Genomic DNA, 15,551 nt, shown 5'->3' with positions numbered 1-15,551 from the left:
GAACGAAGGGTGGGGTCACCACAGAACACCGCGTCCACTATACGGCTCCCAACCAACAACCCCCGCGGTTGCCGGTGAAGACCCACAACTGAATACCGCCCACCACGGGCGGGCAACCACAGTGACTTACCCACCCCCGCGAGCACCGGGGGGTCGGGCACCAGAGTTACGGCGGTCATAGCGTGGGGGAAACGCCCGGTCCCATCCCGAACCCGGAAGCTAAGACCCGCAGCGCCGATGGTACTGCACCCGGAAGGGTGTGGGAGAGTAGGACACCGCCGGACCACACCAAGAAGGGTCGAGCCCCCGCACCACACGGTGCGGGGGCTCCCCACATTTAACACCCCGAACAACAACAGAGCAGGCCCCCACCGGCAACGGTGGGGGCCTGCTCTGCTCTGTACGGACCCGGGAGGGTCAGCCGACGATCTTGCCGGGGTTGAAGTTGCCGCCCGGGTCCGCCGCGGCGAACAGGCTGCGCAGGAGCTGCACGCCCTCGGGGGAGACGTCCTGCTCCATCCAGGGGCTGTGCTCGAGTCCCACCCCGTGGTGGTGGGACAGCGTGGCGCCGGCGTCGATGAACGCCTGCTGGATCGCGCTCTTGATCACGGCGTACTCGGCGTGGGGGTCCTCGCCGATCTCGTAGCCGAAGGTGAAGTAGAGGCAGGCGCCGGCGTGGTACGAGTGGGACATGTGGGACATGATCCACCCGGTCTTGCCCTGCGCCTCGAAGGCCCGGTGCGCGGCGTCGTAGACAGCCTGGTGCACCGTGGTGAGCTTGGACCACGGTGCGGCGGTCTCGGAGACGTCGCCGATGGTGTTCTGCTCGAGCAGGAAGTCGCGCAGGTACGGAGTGTCGAACTTCTTCTGGTCGTAGAGCGCGCCGGGGCCCGCACCGAGCACCAGGGCGCCCTGCTTCTTGACGATGCCGGCCACGGCCTTCTTCCGGCGCTCCACCTCGGGCTTGGCGCCCTCGAAGCAGACGTAGGCGATGCACATGGCGTCGGTGTCCCAGCCGCGGCGCCGCATCAGCTCCCACAGCACGTCCTGGCCCTTGGCCGTGACCTTCTTCTTCAGCGTGGCGGGGGCCTTCTGGGTGGAGAGCGAGAACGCGGTCTCGTGCGCGTCGGAGACGCGGGCGAACGTGGTGCTGATGCCGGACCGGGCGATCTCGCGCATCGCAACGAGCGCCTGCTGCCACGTGGGGAACATGTACGCGATGACCTCGCGGTGCTCGGCGATGCGGTGCACGTGCACGTCCAGCTGGGTGATCACGCCCAGCCTGCCCTCGGAGCCGATCATCATCTCCCGCAGGCTCGGACCCGTGGAGGTCGAGGGGAGGGGGCGCAGCACCACGGTGCCGCCCGGGCGCACCACGCGCAGCCCGCGCACGATGTCGGCGATGTCCCCGTACTTGTCCGACTGCATCCCCGAGGAGCGTGTGGCGGCCCAGCCGCCGAGGGTCGAGTGCGTGAAGGAGTCCGGGAAGTGGCCCAGCGTCCACCCGCGGGCGTTGAGCTGCTCCTCCATGTCCGGGCCCAGCACGCCGGCCTGGATGGTGGCCAGCCCCGACGTCTCGTCGAGCGAGAGGACCTGGTTCATCCGGCCCAGATCGAGGGAAACGATCGTTCGTTCCTCATGGGGATCCGGCTGGAGACTCCGCGAGATGCTCGTGCCGCCGCCGAAGGGGATGACCACGAGGTCGCGCTCCACCGCGAGCCGCAGCACCTGGGCGACCTCATCCTCAGTGCCGGGGTACACGACCACGTCGGGCACCCGCGCGAAGTCCCCGGCCCGGGTGAGCAGCAGCTCGGTGACGGACTTGCCGGCCCAGTGCACGATCCGCAGCTCGTCGTCGAGGGTCAGGTGCTCTGCGCCGGTGATGGCGGCCAGCGCCTCCAGGAGGGGCTCCCCGGCGCGGGAGGCGGGGACGCTGACCGTGGAGAAGTCGATGGTGTCGCGCTGCCGGGGCCGCAGGTCCACGTCCAGGGCGTTCTTGACGAACGGGGCGAAGGCGGGCTTGTTCGCGTACTCGAAGTGCACGCCTTCCTCGCCCCACCCCCACCACTTCATGTGCTTCACGTGTGCCATCTGCGCAGTACTCTCCTGGTTCTCGGGGGGTGACGGTGGTTCAGGCGTCGATGCGCGGACGGTGCTCGGCGTAGAGCGCCCGCACCGAGGCCTCGATGCGGTCGTTGAAGGACGAGGTGGGCTCCTTCTCCCGGGCGACCAGCGGCTCGCCGACGGCCACCACCACGCGGGGGCGGCCGCGGCGCGGCCAGCGGGCGCCGCGGGGCATCGCCTCGTAGGCACCGATCAGGGCGACGGGGACCACCGGCACTCCCACGGCCTTGGCCAGGCCCGCGGCACCGATCTTGAAGGACCCCATCTTCCCCGTGCGGGACCGGGTGCCCTCCGGGAAGATCAGCAGCGGGACGCCGGCCTTCAGCAGCTGCTTGGACAGCCCCCGGTTCGCTCCGGTGCCCGTCCGGTCCACCGGGAAGGCGTTGAAGATCAGCTCGGTGAACATGCGCTTGTGCGGGGCGGTGAAGAAGTAGTCCGCGGCCACCCCGGTGGCGAGGTCCCGGCGGATGCGCCGGGGCACCGAGCCCAGGACGAGCGGCGCGTCGAGGTGGCTCGAGTGGTTGGCCACCACGATGCACGCCCCGTCCAGGGCGTCGGCCGCGGGGTGCGTCACCACGGTCCGGCGGACCGTGCGGTACGCGAGGCCCTGCAGGAACACCCGCTGGGCGATCCGGCGGGCGAGGCGGCGCCGCGGGTCGCGGAAGCGGTCGGGGCTCAGCTGCGCGGAGGACGCGGGCGGGGCCTCCGGCGCGGCCTCGGGGGAGGAGCCGGCGCTGCCGCCGTCGATGGAGCGCTGGACCGGGACCGGGTCCTGGGGGTCGCGGCGGGTCACGAGCCGGCCGCCCGTTCCTTCTGGCGGGCCGAGGCGACGAGCCCCGAGATCCGGCGCACCGCGGAGCGCGGCAGGTGCCGCAGGGCGAACCCGAGGAGCCGGTAGCGCTTGGTGGGCATCGAGAGCACCTTGCCGCGCGCGACGTCGTCGAGGGCCTCCTCGACCACGCGCTCGGGGCTGAGCCACATGAAGGAGGGGATCGAGGAGCCGCTGATGCCGGCGCGCTCGTGGAACTCGGTGCGCACCCAGCCGGGCAGCAGGGCGGTGACGTGGACGCCCGTCCCGTGGAGCTCCACGGCGAGGGCCTCGGTGAACGCGGTCGTATACGCCTTGATCGCCGAGTACGAGCCCATCGTGACCAGGCCCGCGGTGGAGGAGACGTTGATGATCCAGCCGGAGCCGCGCGCCGTCATCGCCCGTGCCGCGGCCGAGGAGAGCACCAGGACGGCCCGGCACATGACCTCGAACGCGCGGTCGTGGGCGCCGGTGTCCGGATCGGCGAAGCTGGTCTTCACGGAGAACCCGGCGTTGTTCACGAGCACGTCCACGGGTCGCTCGGGGTCCTCGACCCGGGCGGCGACGCGGTCCACGTCGGTGCGGTCGGAGAGGTCCGCGGGCAGGACCTCGACCGGCACGCCGTGCTCCGAGCGCAGCCTGGAGGCCGTCTGCTCGAGGCGGTCCGCGTCGCGGGCCACCAGGACGAGTGCATTTCCCCGGCGGGCCAGGGCTTCGGCGAACGCGGCGCCGATGCCGGACGTCCCCCCGGTCACGAGAGCGGTAAGCATGAGATCTAGGCTACACTACGGTAGCCGTAGCGCAGCCGGGTGCGGTCCGCTCGAGGGCGTCGTCGTCGCCCGCCGGGCAGGGCCCGCCCGCAGCCCCCCGCCCGCTCCGCACCGGCGGCGGACCAGCACACCACCGGAGGAACACCGTTGACCGAGACCCCCACCACGCGCGTCCTGCTGACGGGAGCCACCGGCTTCCTCGGGCAGGCGGTGCTCGAACGGCTGCTGTCCGCCCACGAGGGTGTGCACGTCACCGCCGTCGTCCGTCCCAAGGGCAGCATCAGCGGTGAGCAGCGGCTGCGGCAGCTGCTGCGCAAGCCCGCCTTCCGCACCTGGCGGGAGAGCGTGGGCGACGACGAGGCGAAGCGGGTCTTCGCGGAGCGCACCGCGGTCCTCGAGGGGGACCTGTCGGCACTCGCGGGCATCACGGAGCCGTTCGACGTGGTGATCCACTCGGCCTCCACCGTGTCCTTCGACCCGCCCATCCACGAGGCCTTCAGCACCAACGTCGGCGGCGCCACCGGTCTCTACGACGCGCTCCTGGCCTCCGGGCAGGACCCGCACGTCATCCACGTCTCCACCTGCTACGTCGGCGGGATCGCGAAGGGCCTGCGCCCCGAGGCGGCCGTGGACCACGAGGTCGACTGGGCCGCCGAGTTCGAGGCCGCCCAGCGGGCGCGCGAGGAGGCCGAGATGGCCTCCCGCACCCCGGAGCGGCTGCAGGCCATCATCGACGCCGCCACCGCGGACCACGGCAAGGAGGGGCCCAAGTCGGTGGCCCGCGCCGCGGAGGCCGCGCGCGAGGAGTGGGTCCGCACCCGCCTCGTCGAGTACGGGCGCACCCGGGCGCAGTCCCTCGGCTGGACCGACATCTACACCTTCACGAAGGCCCTGGGCGAGCGGGTCGCCGAGCAGAAGTGGGCGGGCGCCGGCCACCGCCTCTCCGTGGTGCGTCCCTCCATCATTGAGTCCGCGCTGCGCCACCCGTACCCCGGCTGGATCGACGGCTACAAGGTGGCCGACCCGCTGATCATGGCCTACGCCAAGGGCGCCCTGCCGGAGTTCCCGGGGCTGCCGGACTCCGTGCTCGACGTCATCCCCGTCGACTTCGTGGTCAACGCGATCGTGGCGCTGGCCACGGGCGGGCACCGCGCCCCGTCGGGCGCGGCCACCCCCGACGGGCAGGCGGACCCCGCCCCCGCGTACTACCAGGTCTGCTCGGGCGCCTCGAACCCGCTCCCGTTCCACCAGATGTACGAGAACGTCCGCTCCTTCTTCCTCGCCCACCCGCTCGAGGACGCCGACGGCAAGCCCATCCGGGTGCCCGAGTGGAAGTTCCCGGCCAACAACGCCGTGGAGCGCTCGCTGGCGGTCAAGGAGCGGCTCTCCGCCGTGGGCGGCCGGATCACCTCCGCGCTGCCCGCGACCTCCCGCACCCGGGAGTGGTCGACCTCCCTGCACCGGATGCAGTCCGGCCTCGGCTCCCTGCGCACCTACGTGGACCTCTACCAGTCCTACACGCGCACCGAGATGATCTTCGACGACGCCAGCACGCGGCAGCTCAACGACTCGCTGCCCGCCGGCACGCCGGAGGACCGGACCTTCGACGTCCGGTCGATCGACTGGGCCGACTACTGGAAGAACGTGCACCTGCCGGCGCTGACCACGATGACCAAGGCCTACGGCCGGCTCCAGGCGGCGTCCAAGCGGCGCGGCACGACCCGGCGGGGTCTCAGTGAGGGCACGGACGTGCTCGCGGTCTTCGACCTCGAGGGCACCGTCCTGGACTCCACGGTCATCCGCCAGTACCTCCAGCTGCGCCGCCGGACGCTGCACCTGGCGAAGTGGCCCGCGGAGGTCGCCGACCTCGTCTCGAGCGCCCCGACCTACCTCAAGGCCGAGAAGCGGGACCGGGGGGAGTTCATCCGGGCGTTCATGCGCCGCTACCAGGGCGTGCCCGCCGGGACCGTGCGGGAGCAGGTGGCCGGGCCGCTCGGCGAGGACATGCGGCGCCTCCTGCGCCCCGGGGCCCTGAGCCGGATCGAGGAGCACCGCGCCGCGGGGCACCGCACGGTGCTGGTCACCGGGTCCATCGACCTGCTCGTGGAGCCGATCGCGCACCTCTTCGACGAGGTCGTGGCGGGCCGGATGGACGAGCGCGACGGCGTGATGACCGGCTACCTCGCCGCTCCGCCCCTGGTCGACGAGGCGCGGGCCCAGTGGCTCAAGAAGTACGCCGAGCAGGGCGGCTACGACCTCTCCCGCTCCTACGGCTACGGGGACTCCCACGCGGACGCCAGCTGGCTGCTGCTCATGGGCCACCCGTACACGGTCAACCCCGACCTGCCCCTGTACCGGCTGGCCCGGAAGAACCACTGGCCCATCGAGGACTGGAAGACCGCCTGAGCGCTCCGGCGGCGGACGGCGAGCAGGAGGGCACCGATGGGCGACGACGACCGGACCGATCCGCGGACCGTCACCACCGACAAGAAGATCACCGCGGCGGCACTGGCCCTCCTGCGCGAGGGCGGACCGCACCGGGTGACCATCGAAGCGGTCTCGGCGGCCTCCGGCGTGGCCAAGACGTCGATCTACCGCCGCTACGCGAACAGCCTGGAGATGCTCGAGGGGGCCCTCGAGGACGCCGTGGCCACGTACTCGCCGCAACGGCCGAGCGCCCCGGCGAGCTGGGACGAGGGCCTCGCCGAGGCACTGGACTTCCTGCTCCACGACATGGGCATCGGGGTGGCGGTCTCCCTGCTGAGCGACCCGGAATCGGAGACGTCCCGGATCCTGCGCGCGCACCTGGTCCGCCCTCGCGTGGAGCGGCTCAAGGAGCTCCTCGCGGCGGAGACGGCGGCGGGACGGCTGAGCCCGGACCTGGACGTCGACGTCGTGCTGGACTTCGTGCTGGGCTCCGCCTACTCGCACGTGGCCCGGTACGGGAGCCTGGGCGACGACTGGCCCCGGCGGGTGCACCGGACCCTGACCGGGGTCCTCGAGACGCACCGGCCCTGACCCGTGCGGGCCGACTCCCGGCTCAGAAGACCTCCCGCTCGTCCGGGCGCTGGGCCAGCTCCGAGGCCACGTAGTCCTCGACCGCCGTGTGTGTCGCCACGTCCTTGCCGGCGCGCTCGGAGAGGAACCACCGGTGCTCGAGCACCTCGTGCACGATCTCGGCGGGCTCGAGCTTGCGGCGCATCGGCGGGGTGACCGCCTCCATGATCGGGGAGAACACCTCGCGCATCCACAGCTGGGCCACGAGCTCCTCGGGCAGGCCGGGGTAGAGGTCCTGCCCGAGCTGGGCGATGTCGGTCAGCAGCCGGCGCGCCTGGTTCTCGTGGGCGCCGAGGCCGGTGAGCCGCTGCAGGCGGCGGGTGTGGTGGCCGGGCTCCACGACCTGCGGGCGCAGCCGGATCCGCCCGTCGACCGTGTCCATGGACGCCTCCTCGACGTCGAAGCCGAGCTCGTTGAGGCGGCGCACCCGCTCGACCACGCGCCAGCGCTCGTCCATGCTGAAGGTCTCCTCGACCGTCAGCTCGCGCCACAGGAACTCGTAGGTGGCCACGAGCCGGTCGGAGACCTCGAAGGGGTCCACCACGTCCGCGATGTCGTGGCCCTCCTCGACGGCGCCCGCGAGCAGATCCATGATCTCCCCGGCCACGTTGGTGCGGGCCAGCTCGATGTCGTACCCCCGCTGGCCGCGCGTGAGCTCCGGGTGGATCTCGCCGGTCTCGGCGTCCACCAGGTAGGCGGCGAACGCGCCGGCGTCCCGGCGGAACAGGGTGTTCGAGAGCGAGACGTCGCCCCAGTAGAAGCCCGAGAGGTGCAGCTGCACGATGAGGGAGGCCAGCGCGTCCACGAGCCGCTCGACCGTGGCGGCGCTGGGGCCGGCGGAGAAGATGGCCCGGTAGGGCAGGGAGAAGCTCAGGTGGTCGGTCACCAGGGCGGCGGGCAGGGGCTCGCCCTCGGGCGTGTACCGGTCCGTGACCACGGAGTCCGGTACCACGGACGGGATGCCCATGCGCTGCAGCCGGCGCAGGGTGGCGTACTCGTGCCGGGCGTAGTGGGGGACGGTCTCCTTGACGGCGACGATCTTCTCGCCGGCGTGGGCGAAGCGCACCACATGCCGGGAGATGCCGCGGGGCAGAGCGGCGAGGACGTCCTCCGGCCACTGCTCGAGGGGGGTGTCCCACGGCAGCTCCAGGAGCACGGGGTCCGGGAAGGCCGTCTGGATGGACACGCTCCCGGACCGTCCGCCAGGGGCGGTACCGTCCTGGGGTGCGAGGGGGAAGTGTGGGGCCAGGGAACCCTTCATACCTGGTCATGCTAGCAACCGGCACAGGCCGGAAGTCCCCGCGGGGCCTCCGGCGCTCGATCCCGGCGGTCGCTAGGGTGGGGAGGGTGTCGATCGAACAGCGCATCCATGCGCACTACGCCGGGCTCTCGCCCCAGGAGCAGCGGGCCGCCGACCTGATCCTGGACCACCTGGACGACCTCGCCCTGTACAGCTCGGCGGAGCTGGCGCAGATGAGCGGCGTCTCCCGCGCCACCCTCTCCCGGCTGTACCGGCACCTGGGCTTCGAGTCCTTCACCGACCTCCGGGAGACGGCCCGCACCCTGCGCCAGCAGGGCGTGCCGCTCGGCCCCGACGCGGACCCGGAGCTGAGCCAGCACCTGGAGCAGGAGCTCAAGAACCTGCGCAAGGTCCTGGACCCGGCGGGGGAGGACCGCCCGGCCCGGGCCGTGCGCGCGCTCGCCGACGCGGGAACGGTCCTGGTCGTGGGCCTGCGCAACAGCTACCCGGTCGCCCTGCACCTGAAGCAGCAGCTGCAGCAGGCGCGGGACCGCGTCCGGCTCGCCCCGCTGCCCGGCCAGACCCTCGGCGAGGAGCTCGTGGACGTGGGCGAGGGCGACGTCGTCGTCCTGCTGGGCTTCCGGCGGCGCCCCCGCGGGTTCGAGCGCCTGGTGGAGGTCTGCGCGGCCACGGGGGCGCGGACCGTGCTCGTCGCCGACAGCACGGCCCGGCGCCACGCCTCGGCCGTGGACCTGTGGATCGAGTGCCCCCTCGACGGCGTGGGCCCGTTCGACTCCTACGCGGCGGCCATGAGCCTCGTGTCGGTGCTCGCCGACGGCGTGCTGGCCGCCGCGGGTCCGGACGGGCGACGACGGGTGGGCCGCACCGCCGAGCTCTACGAGGAGCTCGAGGAGCTGGACCTGCGCTGAGCGCCCGGCGGTGCCGAGGAAAGGGCCACCGGGCGCCGCGTCCACCACGGCGGTCCCGGCCCGACCCTGGGTCGGCAGTGCGCGGCCCCGGAACATCCACTAGAATTCGTCAGTTGGCTGATCACTCCGGGTCCTGAGCGACCCGGTCCGTCCCGAGAGGAACCCGCCATGCATGAACCCCAGGCGCTCGCCCAGGCCGAGACGCACCTTCTCCACGTGCTGGAGCACTCCGATCCGCCGCGCGACGCCAGTCGCTACAACGTGACGGCGGCCGCACGGGACTACCACGACCGCACCGGCACCTGGGACGTGCAGGACGCCGACCCGGACCTCGTCGAGCAGGTGCTCGCCGCTCACCCCGCCGACGGCTGATCCGGCCCCGGACGCGCCACGGCGCCCTCCCCGTCGGGGGAGGGCGCCGTGGCGTCGGTGCGGTCGGTCGGCCGCTGGGGTCAGTCGGGGAGGCGGTTGCCGGTGGCGGTGTCGAACAGGTGCACGTGGTCGAGGTTCGGGGCGACCCAGATCGTGGCCCCGGCCCTCGGCGGGGTGCGGCCCTCGACCCGGACGATGATCTCGTGGGCCCCGGCGGCGTCCTCCTCCACGGTCCCGGTCGGGTCCACCGTCACGACCGTGTTCGCCGCGGTGACCGGGGCGAGGTGGCCGTAGACGAAGGCGTCGGCGCCGAGCTCCTCGACCACGTCGGCCTCGATCGGCAGCCCGGTGCCCTCGGCGGCCGGGTGCAGGTCCTCGGGGCGGATGCCGACGGTGACCTTGTCCCCGGTCAGGGCCGCCTGCTGCTCCCGGGTCAGTTCCAGGCGCATGGTGCCGAAGGTCGCCGCCCCGCCCGCCACGGGCACCCGGAAGAGGTTCATCGCCGGGGAGCCGATGAACCCGGCCACGAACTCCGTGGCCGGCCGGTCGTAGAGCGCCCGCGGGGTGTCGACCTGCATGAGGTGCCCGTCCTTGAGCACCGCGACCCGATCGCCCATGGTCATCGCCTCGACCTGGTCGTGGGTGACGTAGACGGTGGTGACCCCCAGCCGGCGGGTCAGGGAGGCGATCTGGGTGCGGGTCTGCACGCGCAGCTTCGCGTCCAGGTTCGACAGCGGCTCGTCCATCAGGAACACCTGCGGGGAGCGCACGATGGCACGGCCCATGGCCACGCGCTGGCGCTGCCCGCCGGACAGCGCCTTGGGCTTGCGGTCCAGGTAGTCGGTCAGGTCCAGGATCTTCGCCGCCTCCTCGACCCGGCGGCGGCGCTCCTCGGCGGAGATCTTGGCGATCTTCAGGGCGAAGCCCATGTTCTCGGCCACGGTCATGTGCGGGTAGAGGGCGTAGTTCTGGAAGACCATCGCGATGTCGCGGTCCCGGGAGGGGACGTCGGTGACGTCGCGGTCGCCGATGTAGATGTTGCCCCCGGTGACCTCTTCCAGCCCGGCGAGCATCCGCAGGGTGGTGGACTTCCCGCACCCGGAGGGGCCCACCAGGACGAGGAACTCCCCGTCGGCGATGTCCAGGTTCAGGTCGGTCACCGAGGGCCGCTCGGCCCCGGGGTACTGGCAGGTCACATTGGCATAGCGCACAGAAGACATGGTTCAAGGCCTCTTTCCCGGCAGGCACGTGCCGGACGATCCGAAGGAGAAGAGCTGCCCCCTCAGGTGATGGGGGCCACAGTGATCCTAATCACCTTCGGGGCGTCTCCGCCATCGGCGCGCCGTCATCCGAGGTCACGGCAGCGCGCCCCGGCGCAGTTCGGACAGCCGGATCAGGGCCGCGGCCAGGTCTTCCGGGGACGCGACCCGGTGCGCGGCCACGCTCTGCCCCGTGCCCACCTTGATGCCGAGATCGGCGGGGCCGAGCTCGCGCATCGCGTTCTCGTCCGTCACGTCGTCGCCGGCGAACAGGGTGACGTCGGCGCCGGTGGCCTGCATGAACGCCGTGATGCCCTCACCCTTGGTCGCGGAGTGCACGGAGGACTCGACCACGTGCTGGCCCGGGGTGATCTTCAGCCCCTCGAGCTGCTCGAACTGCTCGACCATCTCCTGCTCCGCGCGGGCGCACAGGCTCTGGTCCGCCATCGTGCGGGTGTGGAAGGCGGCCCCCGTCGGCTTGAGCTCCAGCCTGGACCCGGGGTACCGGGCCACCTGTGCCTCCACGAGCGCGGTGGCCTGTGCCAGCAGCTCCAGCTGGGCCGGGGAGAGCTGCAGGGCGGTGTCGGCGGCGGCGTCCCCCAGGGCGTCGAGGAGCAGCTCCGCCCCGTGCGAGCCGGAGAGGAGCATCCGGCCGTCCGGGTCCACCACGGAGCGGAGGAACCGCATCGGCCGGCCGGAGATGACGGCCACGTACGTGCGGTCCAGCGTCAGGAGCTCCTCCAGCGCGGACCGGGCCTCCGGCAGCGCGCGGCTGTCGTCCGGGTCGTCCGTGAAGGGCGCCAGGGTGCCGTCGAAGTCGAGGGCGACCAGCAGGGTCCCGGCCTCCGCCGCGCGGGCGAGGGCGTCCTCGAGCGCCGGGCGGGTGTCGTCGTGCGGGGCCATCACTGCTCCTCCTCCTCGGTCGTCCCGGGGCGGGTGCGGGCGAGGTCCCGCAGGAACGCCTCGGACCAGTCGTTGACGTCGTTGCCCAGGACCTGCCGGCGCATCGAGCGCATCCGCTTCTTCGCCTCGGGCGCGGGCATGTCCTTGGCCCGCAGCATCGCGTCCTTGAGTCCGTCGATGTCGTGGGGGTTGACCAGCAGCGCCTGCTTGAGCTGCTCGGCGGCGCCGGTGAACTCCGAGAGGACCAGGGTCCCGGACCCGTCCGTCTTGGCCGCCACGTACTCCTTCGCCACCAGGTTCATGCCGTCCCGGAGGGAGGTCACGAGCATGACGTCGGTCGCCAGGTACAGCGCCACCATCTCCTCGAACGGATAGCCGTGGTGCAGGTAGCGGATCGCGGTGTGCGAGATGGTGTCGTGCTGGCCGTTGAGGTGGCCCACGAGGCCCTCCACGTCCTCCCGCAGCTGGACGTAGGACTCCACGCGCTCCCGGGAGGGGTTCGCCACCTGGATCAGCACCGACGGCCCCACCGTCAGCCTGCCGTCCTCGAGCAGCTCGCCGAAGGCCTTGATGCGGTGCAGGATGCCCTTGGTGTAGTCCAGGCGGTCGACGCCCAGGAACACGGTCTCCGGGTCGCCGAGCTCGTGCCGGATCTCCCGGGCCCGGTCCTTCACCTCCGGCCGGGAGGCCAGCTCCTGGATCGACTGCGCGTCGATGGAGATGGGGTAGGACGCCGCGCGCACGGTCCACGCGTCGTCGTCCGTGCCGAACCGGGCCGCTCCGTTCTTGAACGGCACGTCCAGGAACCGCCGCACGCAGCGCTGGAAGTTCTGGGCGTCACCCGGGCGCTGGAAGCCGATGAGGTCCGCGCCCGAGAGCCCGTCGAGGACGGCCCGCCGCCAGGGCAGCTGCGCGAAGATCTCCAGGGGCGGGAACGGGATGTGGTTGAAGAACCCGATCGTGAGGTCCGGCCGCAGCTCGCGCAGCATCTTGGGGACCAGCTGCAGCTGGTAGTCCTGCACCCACACCGTGGCGTTCTCGGCGGCGATCTCGGCGGTCCGCTCCGCGAAGCGGCGGTTGACCTGGCGGTAACTGTTCCACCACGTGCGGTGGAACTCCGGCGGCGCGATGACGTCGTGGTAGAGCGGCCAGAGGGTCGCGTTGGAGAAGCCCTCGTAGTAGGCCTGCACCTCCTCGGCGGACAGCGGCACGGGGGCGAGGTGGAAGACGTCGTGGTCGAAGCGCTCGAGCGTCTCGTCAGGGGCCCCGTGCCAGCCCACCCAGGCGCCGGCGTTGCGGGCCATGACGGGGGACAGGGCGGCCACGAGGCCGCCGGGGGAGCGGCGCCAGGAGGACTGCCCGTGCTCGACGACGCGCTCCACCGGCAGCCGGTTGGAGACCACGACGAAGTCGTAACCGGCCTCCTGCGGCACGTCCGTCCGGGGTTCCGGCACCTCCTCCAGGTCGGCCGAGGAGGCGGTGGGGGGATGCTCTGCACTCACGGGATGTCCTTCCGGTAGGTCGTCGTCGTCCTCGTCCCAGTCTATTCATCAGCGTGCTCACGGTTCTGCCTGGGGATCTCCTGAGTCGGCGGCCCGGGAGGGGGTCCGATAATCTGGGCGACGACACCTCCCCGTCCACCCCCCAGGATCTTTCGAAGAGGACCCATGGCAGCCAGCAGCAGCACCACCCCCGATCCCCGGAACCGCGACGCCGCCCGGGAGCGGGCTCGGCAGGTCGCGGACCAGCACGCACGGCAGGACAAGCGCTCCCGCCGGATCCTGCAGCTGGGCATCCTCGCCCTGGTCCTCGTGATCGTCGCGGTGATCGGCGTCGTCGTGGCGCAGAACCGGGCCCAGCAGATCCCCGAGGCCGGGCCCGTTCCCGCCAGCGCCAACCAGTGGGGCGGCACGGTGCTGACGGCCGACGGGATCCGCACGGGCGAGTCCGAGGTCGAGGAGCGCGACCTCGCCGAGGTGCCCGAGGCCCCGGAGACCCCGGACGACTCCGCCGTCCCGCCGGGCGTCGAGGCCTCGGGCGACGGCGAGCCCGTGCAGGTCGTGATCTTCCAGGACTTCGAGTGCGTGCACTGCGCCGACTTCGAGGCCGAGAACGCCGATGCGCTCGAGAAGGCCGTGACCTCCGGCGACATCGTCCTCGAGTACCGCAACCTCAACTTCCTCGACCGCTCGACGCCGACGCAGTACTCCTCGCGGGCCGCGGCCGCCGCCTACGAGGTGGGCAACCAGTCCTCGGCCGAGCAGTACCTGGCCTTCGTCGAGGAGGTGTTCAGCCACCAGGGCACCGGTGGGCTGGACGACGAGCAGCTCGTGGAGATCGCCTCCTCGCACGGCGCCGACATCGCGGGCGCGCTCGAGGAGGACACGTGGCGGCCGATGGTCAACGTCGTCTCGCAGGAGTCCCTCGCCAACGGCGTGTCCGGCACCCCGACCGTCTTCATCGACGGAGAGCGGCTGGGCAACGAGGCGTTCCAGGAGGCCCTCGACGCGGCCGTGGAGGCCAAGGAGTAGGGTCCCCGCTCCGCCGGAGCAGCGCGACGGCGCCGTGCCCCCGCGCGGGGCACGGCGCCGTCGCGCTGTGCGGACCGTCCGGGCGCCCGGGGATTTCGGGGTCCTGCAACGCGTCCGATATCCTGGGGAACCGGCCGCCGGGGCCGCACCCGTGCGGAGGCCCGAGGGCCGATCCGCCTCCTTAGCTCAGCTGGCCAGAGCACCTGTCTTGTAAACAGGGGGTCACCGGTTCGAATCCGGTAGGGGGCTCCACCGGTCCGCGACGTTGCACTCGCGACCGCTCATGACGTCACATGTTGCGCCGCGGTCTCGGTGCGGGGTGTGCGCATGCTGATGTCCGTGTCCCGGCCGGGCTGCGGCGAACTCGCTCCTGACCCCCTCGGAAGATGTGCGGTGGCAAGGGGTGAGCCGGAGATCCGCGCCGTCACGGGGATTCTGCCGGTCCGGCTTCCGGGGTTGCCGGCGGCCCGACCGCGCCGGGACCGCACCGGCGAGGGTCCGGACAGGACATGCCGCTCCGGGGATGCGACGAGACGGAACCGTGATCGTGATCGCCCCGGCCGGAGTCTTGAACCGTGACTCAGCTCACTCCTACGGTGTTCCTACCTATCTCATAGGTGAGACCTCTTGCCCAGGTCTCGGAACATCTCGATCGCATGACGATCCCCATGTCATGCCCTCTCCACAGGAGCAGCAATGAGCAGTCTGCGGAAGACCCTCGTCGGCGCGGCCATGGCCGCCGCCCTCGTGGGAGGAACGGTTGCCACCCCGGCGGTCGCGGGGTCAGATCAGGATAACGGCAAGAGCCGTGGAGACCACAGTGAATCGCATGAAAGTCGTCACGACCGCGGCGACCGCGGCGATCGCGGCGATCGCGAGGATCGCAGGGACCGCGGTGACGACGAGGAGCGGAAGTACGCATACCATCGCGGCGGCAACGGCGACGACGACCGGGGTCGCGACGAGGAGCGCGACCGGGACGACCGGGACCGCAGGGAGCACCGGGACGACAAGTACGACCGGGACGACCGGGACCGCAGGGAGCACCGGGACGACAAGTACGACCGGGACGACCACGACGGCAAGTACGACCGGGACGACAAGGACGACAAGGACAACAAGGACGACAAGTACGACCGGGACGACGAAGACGACCACGACGGCAAGTACGACCGGGACGACAAGGACGACGAGTACGACCGCGACGACGGCGATCACCAGGACCACTGGTGGTACTGCGAAGAGCACGAGAAGTGGCACTTCTACGACGACGACGACTGGAGGAGCAGGAAGCACCACGACGACATGAAGGACGAGGGCGAGCACTCGCACCAGAAGGGCGATGACGACGGCGAGCACTGAGCGGCCCGGCACCGACGGATCCCGCCGGCGCGGTCCGCACGAAGCCGGGGGATCCTGAGGGGGAGCCTCCGGGGACACGGCCCGAGCCTCCGCGCATCCGGAGCCGCACCGTGATGATATCGGTGGACGCACGCGGGGAGAGTCCTCCCGCGTGACGTCCGTCGTCCGCCGCAGGCCCCCCGGCCGCCTCGGCACC

At 71.8% G+C, this 15,551-nt stretch carries 13 protein-coding genes, 1 tRNA gene and 1 rRNA gene; 8 read left to right on the top strand and 7 right to left on the bottom strand.

The features are described from left to right. The first annotated feature begins 167 nt into the window (after positions 1 to 167). Positions 168 to 284, top strand: a 5S ribosomal RNA gene (gene rrf / locus RF640_RS11570). Positions 285 to 417: 133 nt separating this feature from the next. Here rrf and RF640_RS11565 read toward each other — a convergent pair. From RF640_RS11565 to RF640_RS11555, 3 genes are read right to left on the bottom strand one after another with little or no spacing between them, the layout of a single operon-like run. Next, positions 418 to 2,091, bottom strand: coding sequence for an FAD-binding oxidoreductase (locus RF640_RS11565; RefSeq protein ID WP_109222496.1), 1,674 nt, complete (start codon positions 2,089 to 2,091; stop codon positions 418 to 420). A gap of 40 nt (positions 2,092 to 2,131) precedes the next feature. Further along, complete coding sequence (locus RF640_RS11560; RefSeq protein ID WP_017832787.1) at positions 2,132 to 2,917, bottom strand: 1-acyl-sn-glycerol-3-phosphate acyltransferase; 786 nt, start codon at positions 2,915 to 2,917, stop codon at positions 2,132 to 2,134. Then, positions 2,914 to 3,702, bottom strand: a complete 789-nt coding sequence (locus RF640_RS11555; protein WP_035930281.1) for an SDR family oxidoreductase — start codon at positions 3,700 to 3,702, stop codon at positions 2,914 to 2,916. The genes RF640_RS11560 and RF640_RS11555 overlap by 4 nt, the downstream gene beginning before the upstream one ends. 147 nt (positions 3,703 to 3,849) lie before the next feature. Here RF640_RS11555 and RF640_RS11550 point away from each other — a divergent pair, with 147 nt between their 5' ends. Both RF640_RS11550 and RF640_RS11545 read left to right on the top strand, forming a co-directional pair. Beyond that, entirely contained in the window at positions 3,850 to 6,108 is a 2,259-nt protein-coding gene (locus RF640_RS11550; protein WP_017832785.1) for an HAD-IB family phosphatase, read from the top strand. Positions 6,109 to 6,144: 36 nt separating this feature from the next. Further along, on the top strand, positions 6,145 to 6,720 hold the full coding sequence (locus RF640_RS11545) for a TetR/AcrR family transcriptional regulator (protein WP_017832784.1): 576 nt from the start codon (positions 6,145 to 6,147) through the stop codon (positions 6,718 to 6,720). Between the two features lie 22 nt (positions 6,721 to 6,742). Here RF640_RS11545 and RF640_RS11540 read toward each other — a convergent pair whose 3' ends face one another. Then, entirely contained in the window at positions 6,743 to 7,945 is a 1,203-nt protein-coding gene (locus tag RF640_RS11540) for a DUF4032 domain-containing protein (protein ID WP_095650815.1), read from the bottom strand. Between the two features lie 161 nt (positions 7,946 to 8,106). Here RF640_RS11540 and RF640_RS11535 point away from each other — a divergent pair, with 161 nt between their 5' ends. Both RF640_RS11535 and RF640_RS11530 read left to right on the top strand, forming a co-directional pair. After that, the gene (locus RF640_RS11535; RefSeq protein ID WP_017832782.1) at positions 8,107 to 8,928 is read left to right on the top strand and encodes a MurR/RpiR family transcriptional regulator; all 822 of its coding nucleotides are present in this window, start codon (positions 8,107 to 8,109) and stop codon (positions 8,926 to 8,928) included. A gap of 168 nt (positions 8,929 to 9,096) precedes the next feature. Beyond that, positions 9,097 to 9,300: a hypothetical protein gene (locus RF640_RS11530; RefSeq protein WP_035930283.1), complete on the top strand. Its 204-nt coding sequence runs from the start codon at positions 9,097 to 9,099 to the stop codon at positions 9,298 to 9,300. An 80-nt stretch (positions 9,301 to 9,380) separates the two neighbouring features. Here the strand turns inward: RF640_RS11530 and RF640_RS11525 are convergent, their stop codons facing one another. The 3 genes from RF640_RS11525 to RF640_RS11515 all read right to left on the bottom strand — a co-directional run bounded on the left by RF640_RS11525 (position 9,381) and on the right by RF640_RS11515 (position 12,916). Continuing rightward, complete coding sequence (locus RF640_RS11525; RefSeq protein WP_109222497.1) at positions 9,381 to 10,520, bottom strand: ABC transporter ATP-binding protein; 1,140 nt, start codon at positions 10,518 to 10,520, stop codon at positions 9,381 to 9,383. A gap of 135 nt (positions 10,521 to 10,655) precedes the next feature. After that, positions 10,656 to 11,462 (bottom strand): trehalose-phosphatase, encoded by an 807-nt coding sequence (gene otsB, locus RF640_RS11520; protein ID WP_035930291.1) that lies wholly within the window; start codon positions 11,460 to 11,462, stop codon positions 10,656 to 10,658. Then, positions 11,462 to 12,916, bottom strand: coding sequence for a trehalose-6-phosphate synthase (locus RF640_RS11515; protein ID WP_278186105.1), 1,455 nt, complete (start codon positions 12,914 to 12,916; stop codon positions 11,462 to 11,464). The genes otsB and RF640_RS11515 overlap by 1 nt, the downstream gene beginning before the upstream one ends. A gap of 213 nt (positions 12,917 to 13,129) precedes the next feature. Between RF640_RS11515 and RF640_RS11510 the strand changes: the two genes are divergently transcribed. The 3 genes from RF640_RS11510 (at position 13,130) to RF640_RS11500 (ending at position 15,355) form a co-directional block, all read left to right on the top strand. Then, entirely contained in the window at positions 13,130 to 13,993 is an 864-nt protein-coding gene (locus RF640_RS11510) for a thioredoxin domain-containing protein (RefSeq protein ID WP_035930298.1), read from the top strand. 175 nt (positions 13,994 to 14,168) lie between these two features. Next, a tRNA-Thr gene (locus tag RF640_RS11505) sits at positions 14,169 to 14,245 on the top strand. A 444-nt stretch (positions 14,246 to 14,689) separates the two neighbouring features. Beyond that, complete coding sequence (locus tag RF640_RS11500; RefSeq protein ID WP_109222498.1) at positions 14,690 to 15,355, top strand: hypothetical protein; 666 nt, start codon at positions 14,690 to 14,692, stop codon at positions 15,353 to 15,355. The last annotated feature ends 196 nt before the right edge of the window (positions 15,356 to 15,551 follow it).

This window comes from Kocuria sp. CPCC 205231 (assembly GCF_040980965.1).
Taxonomy (GTDB): domain Bacteria; phylum Actinomycetota; class Actinomycetes; order Actinomycetales; family Micrococcaceae; genus Kocuria; species Kocuria rosea.
The sequence above is the reverse complement of the archived record's forward strand: the minus strand, read 5'-3'. Positions and strand labels throughout refer to the sequence as shown.

What these genes read in the sequence shown, in the direction of transcription:
- RF640_RS11565 (WP_109222496.1), bottom strand. Translation starts at nt 2,091, where the DNA reads ATGGCACACGTGAAGCACATGAAGTGGTGGGGGTGGGGCGAGGAAGGC.
- RF640_RS11555 (WP_035930281.1), bottom strand. Translation starts at nt 3,702, where the DNA reads ATGCTTACCGCTCTCGTGACCGGGGGGACGTCCGGCATCGGCGCCGCG.
- RF640_RS11545 (WP_017832784.1), top strand. Translation starts at nt 6,145, where the DNA reads ATGGGCGACGACGACCGGACCGATCCGCGGACCGTCACCACCGACAAG.
- RF640_RS11530 (WP_035930283.1), top strand. Translation starts at nt 9,097, where the DNA reads ATGCATGAACCCCAGGCGCTCGCCCAGGCCGAGACGCACCTTCTCCAC.
- RF640_RS11525 (WP_109222497.1), bottom strand. Translation starts at nt 10,520, where the DNA reads ATGTCTTCTGTGCGCTATGCCAATGTGACCTGCCAGTACCCCGGGGCC.
- otsB (WP_035930291.1), bottom strand. Translation starts at nt 11,462, where the DNA reads ATGGCCCCGCACGACGACACCCGCCCGGCGCTCGAGGACGCCCTCGCC.
- RF640_RS11510 (WP_035930298.1), top strand. Translation starts at nt 13,130, where the DNA reads ATGGCAGCCAGCAGCAGCACCACCCCCGATCCCCGGAACCGCGACGCC.
- RF640_RS11500 (WP_109222498.1), top strand. Translation starts at nt 14,690, where the DNA reads ATGAGCAGTCTGCGGAAGACCCTCGTCGGCGCGGCCATGGCCGCCGCC.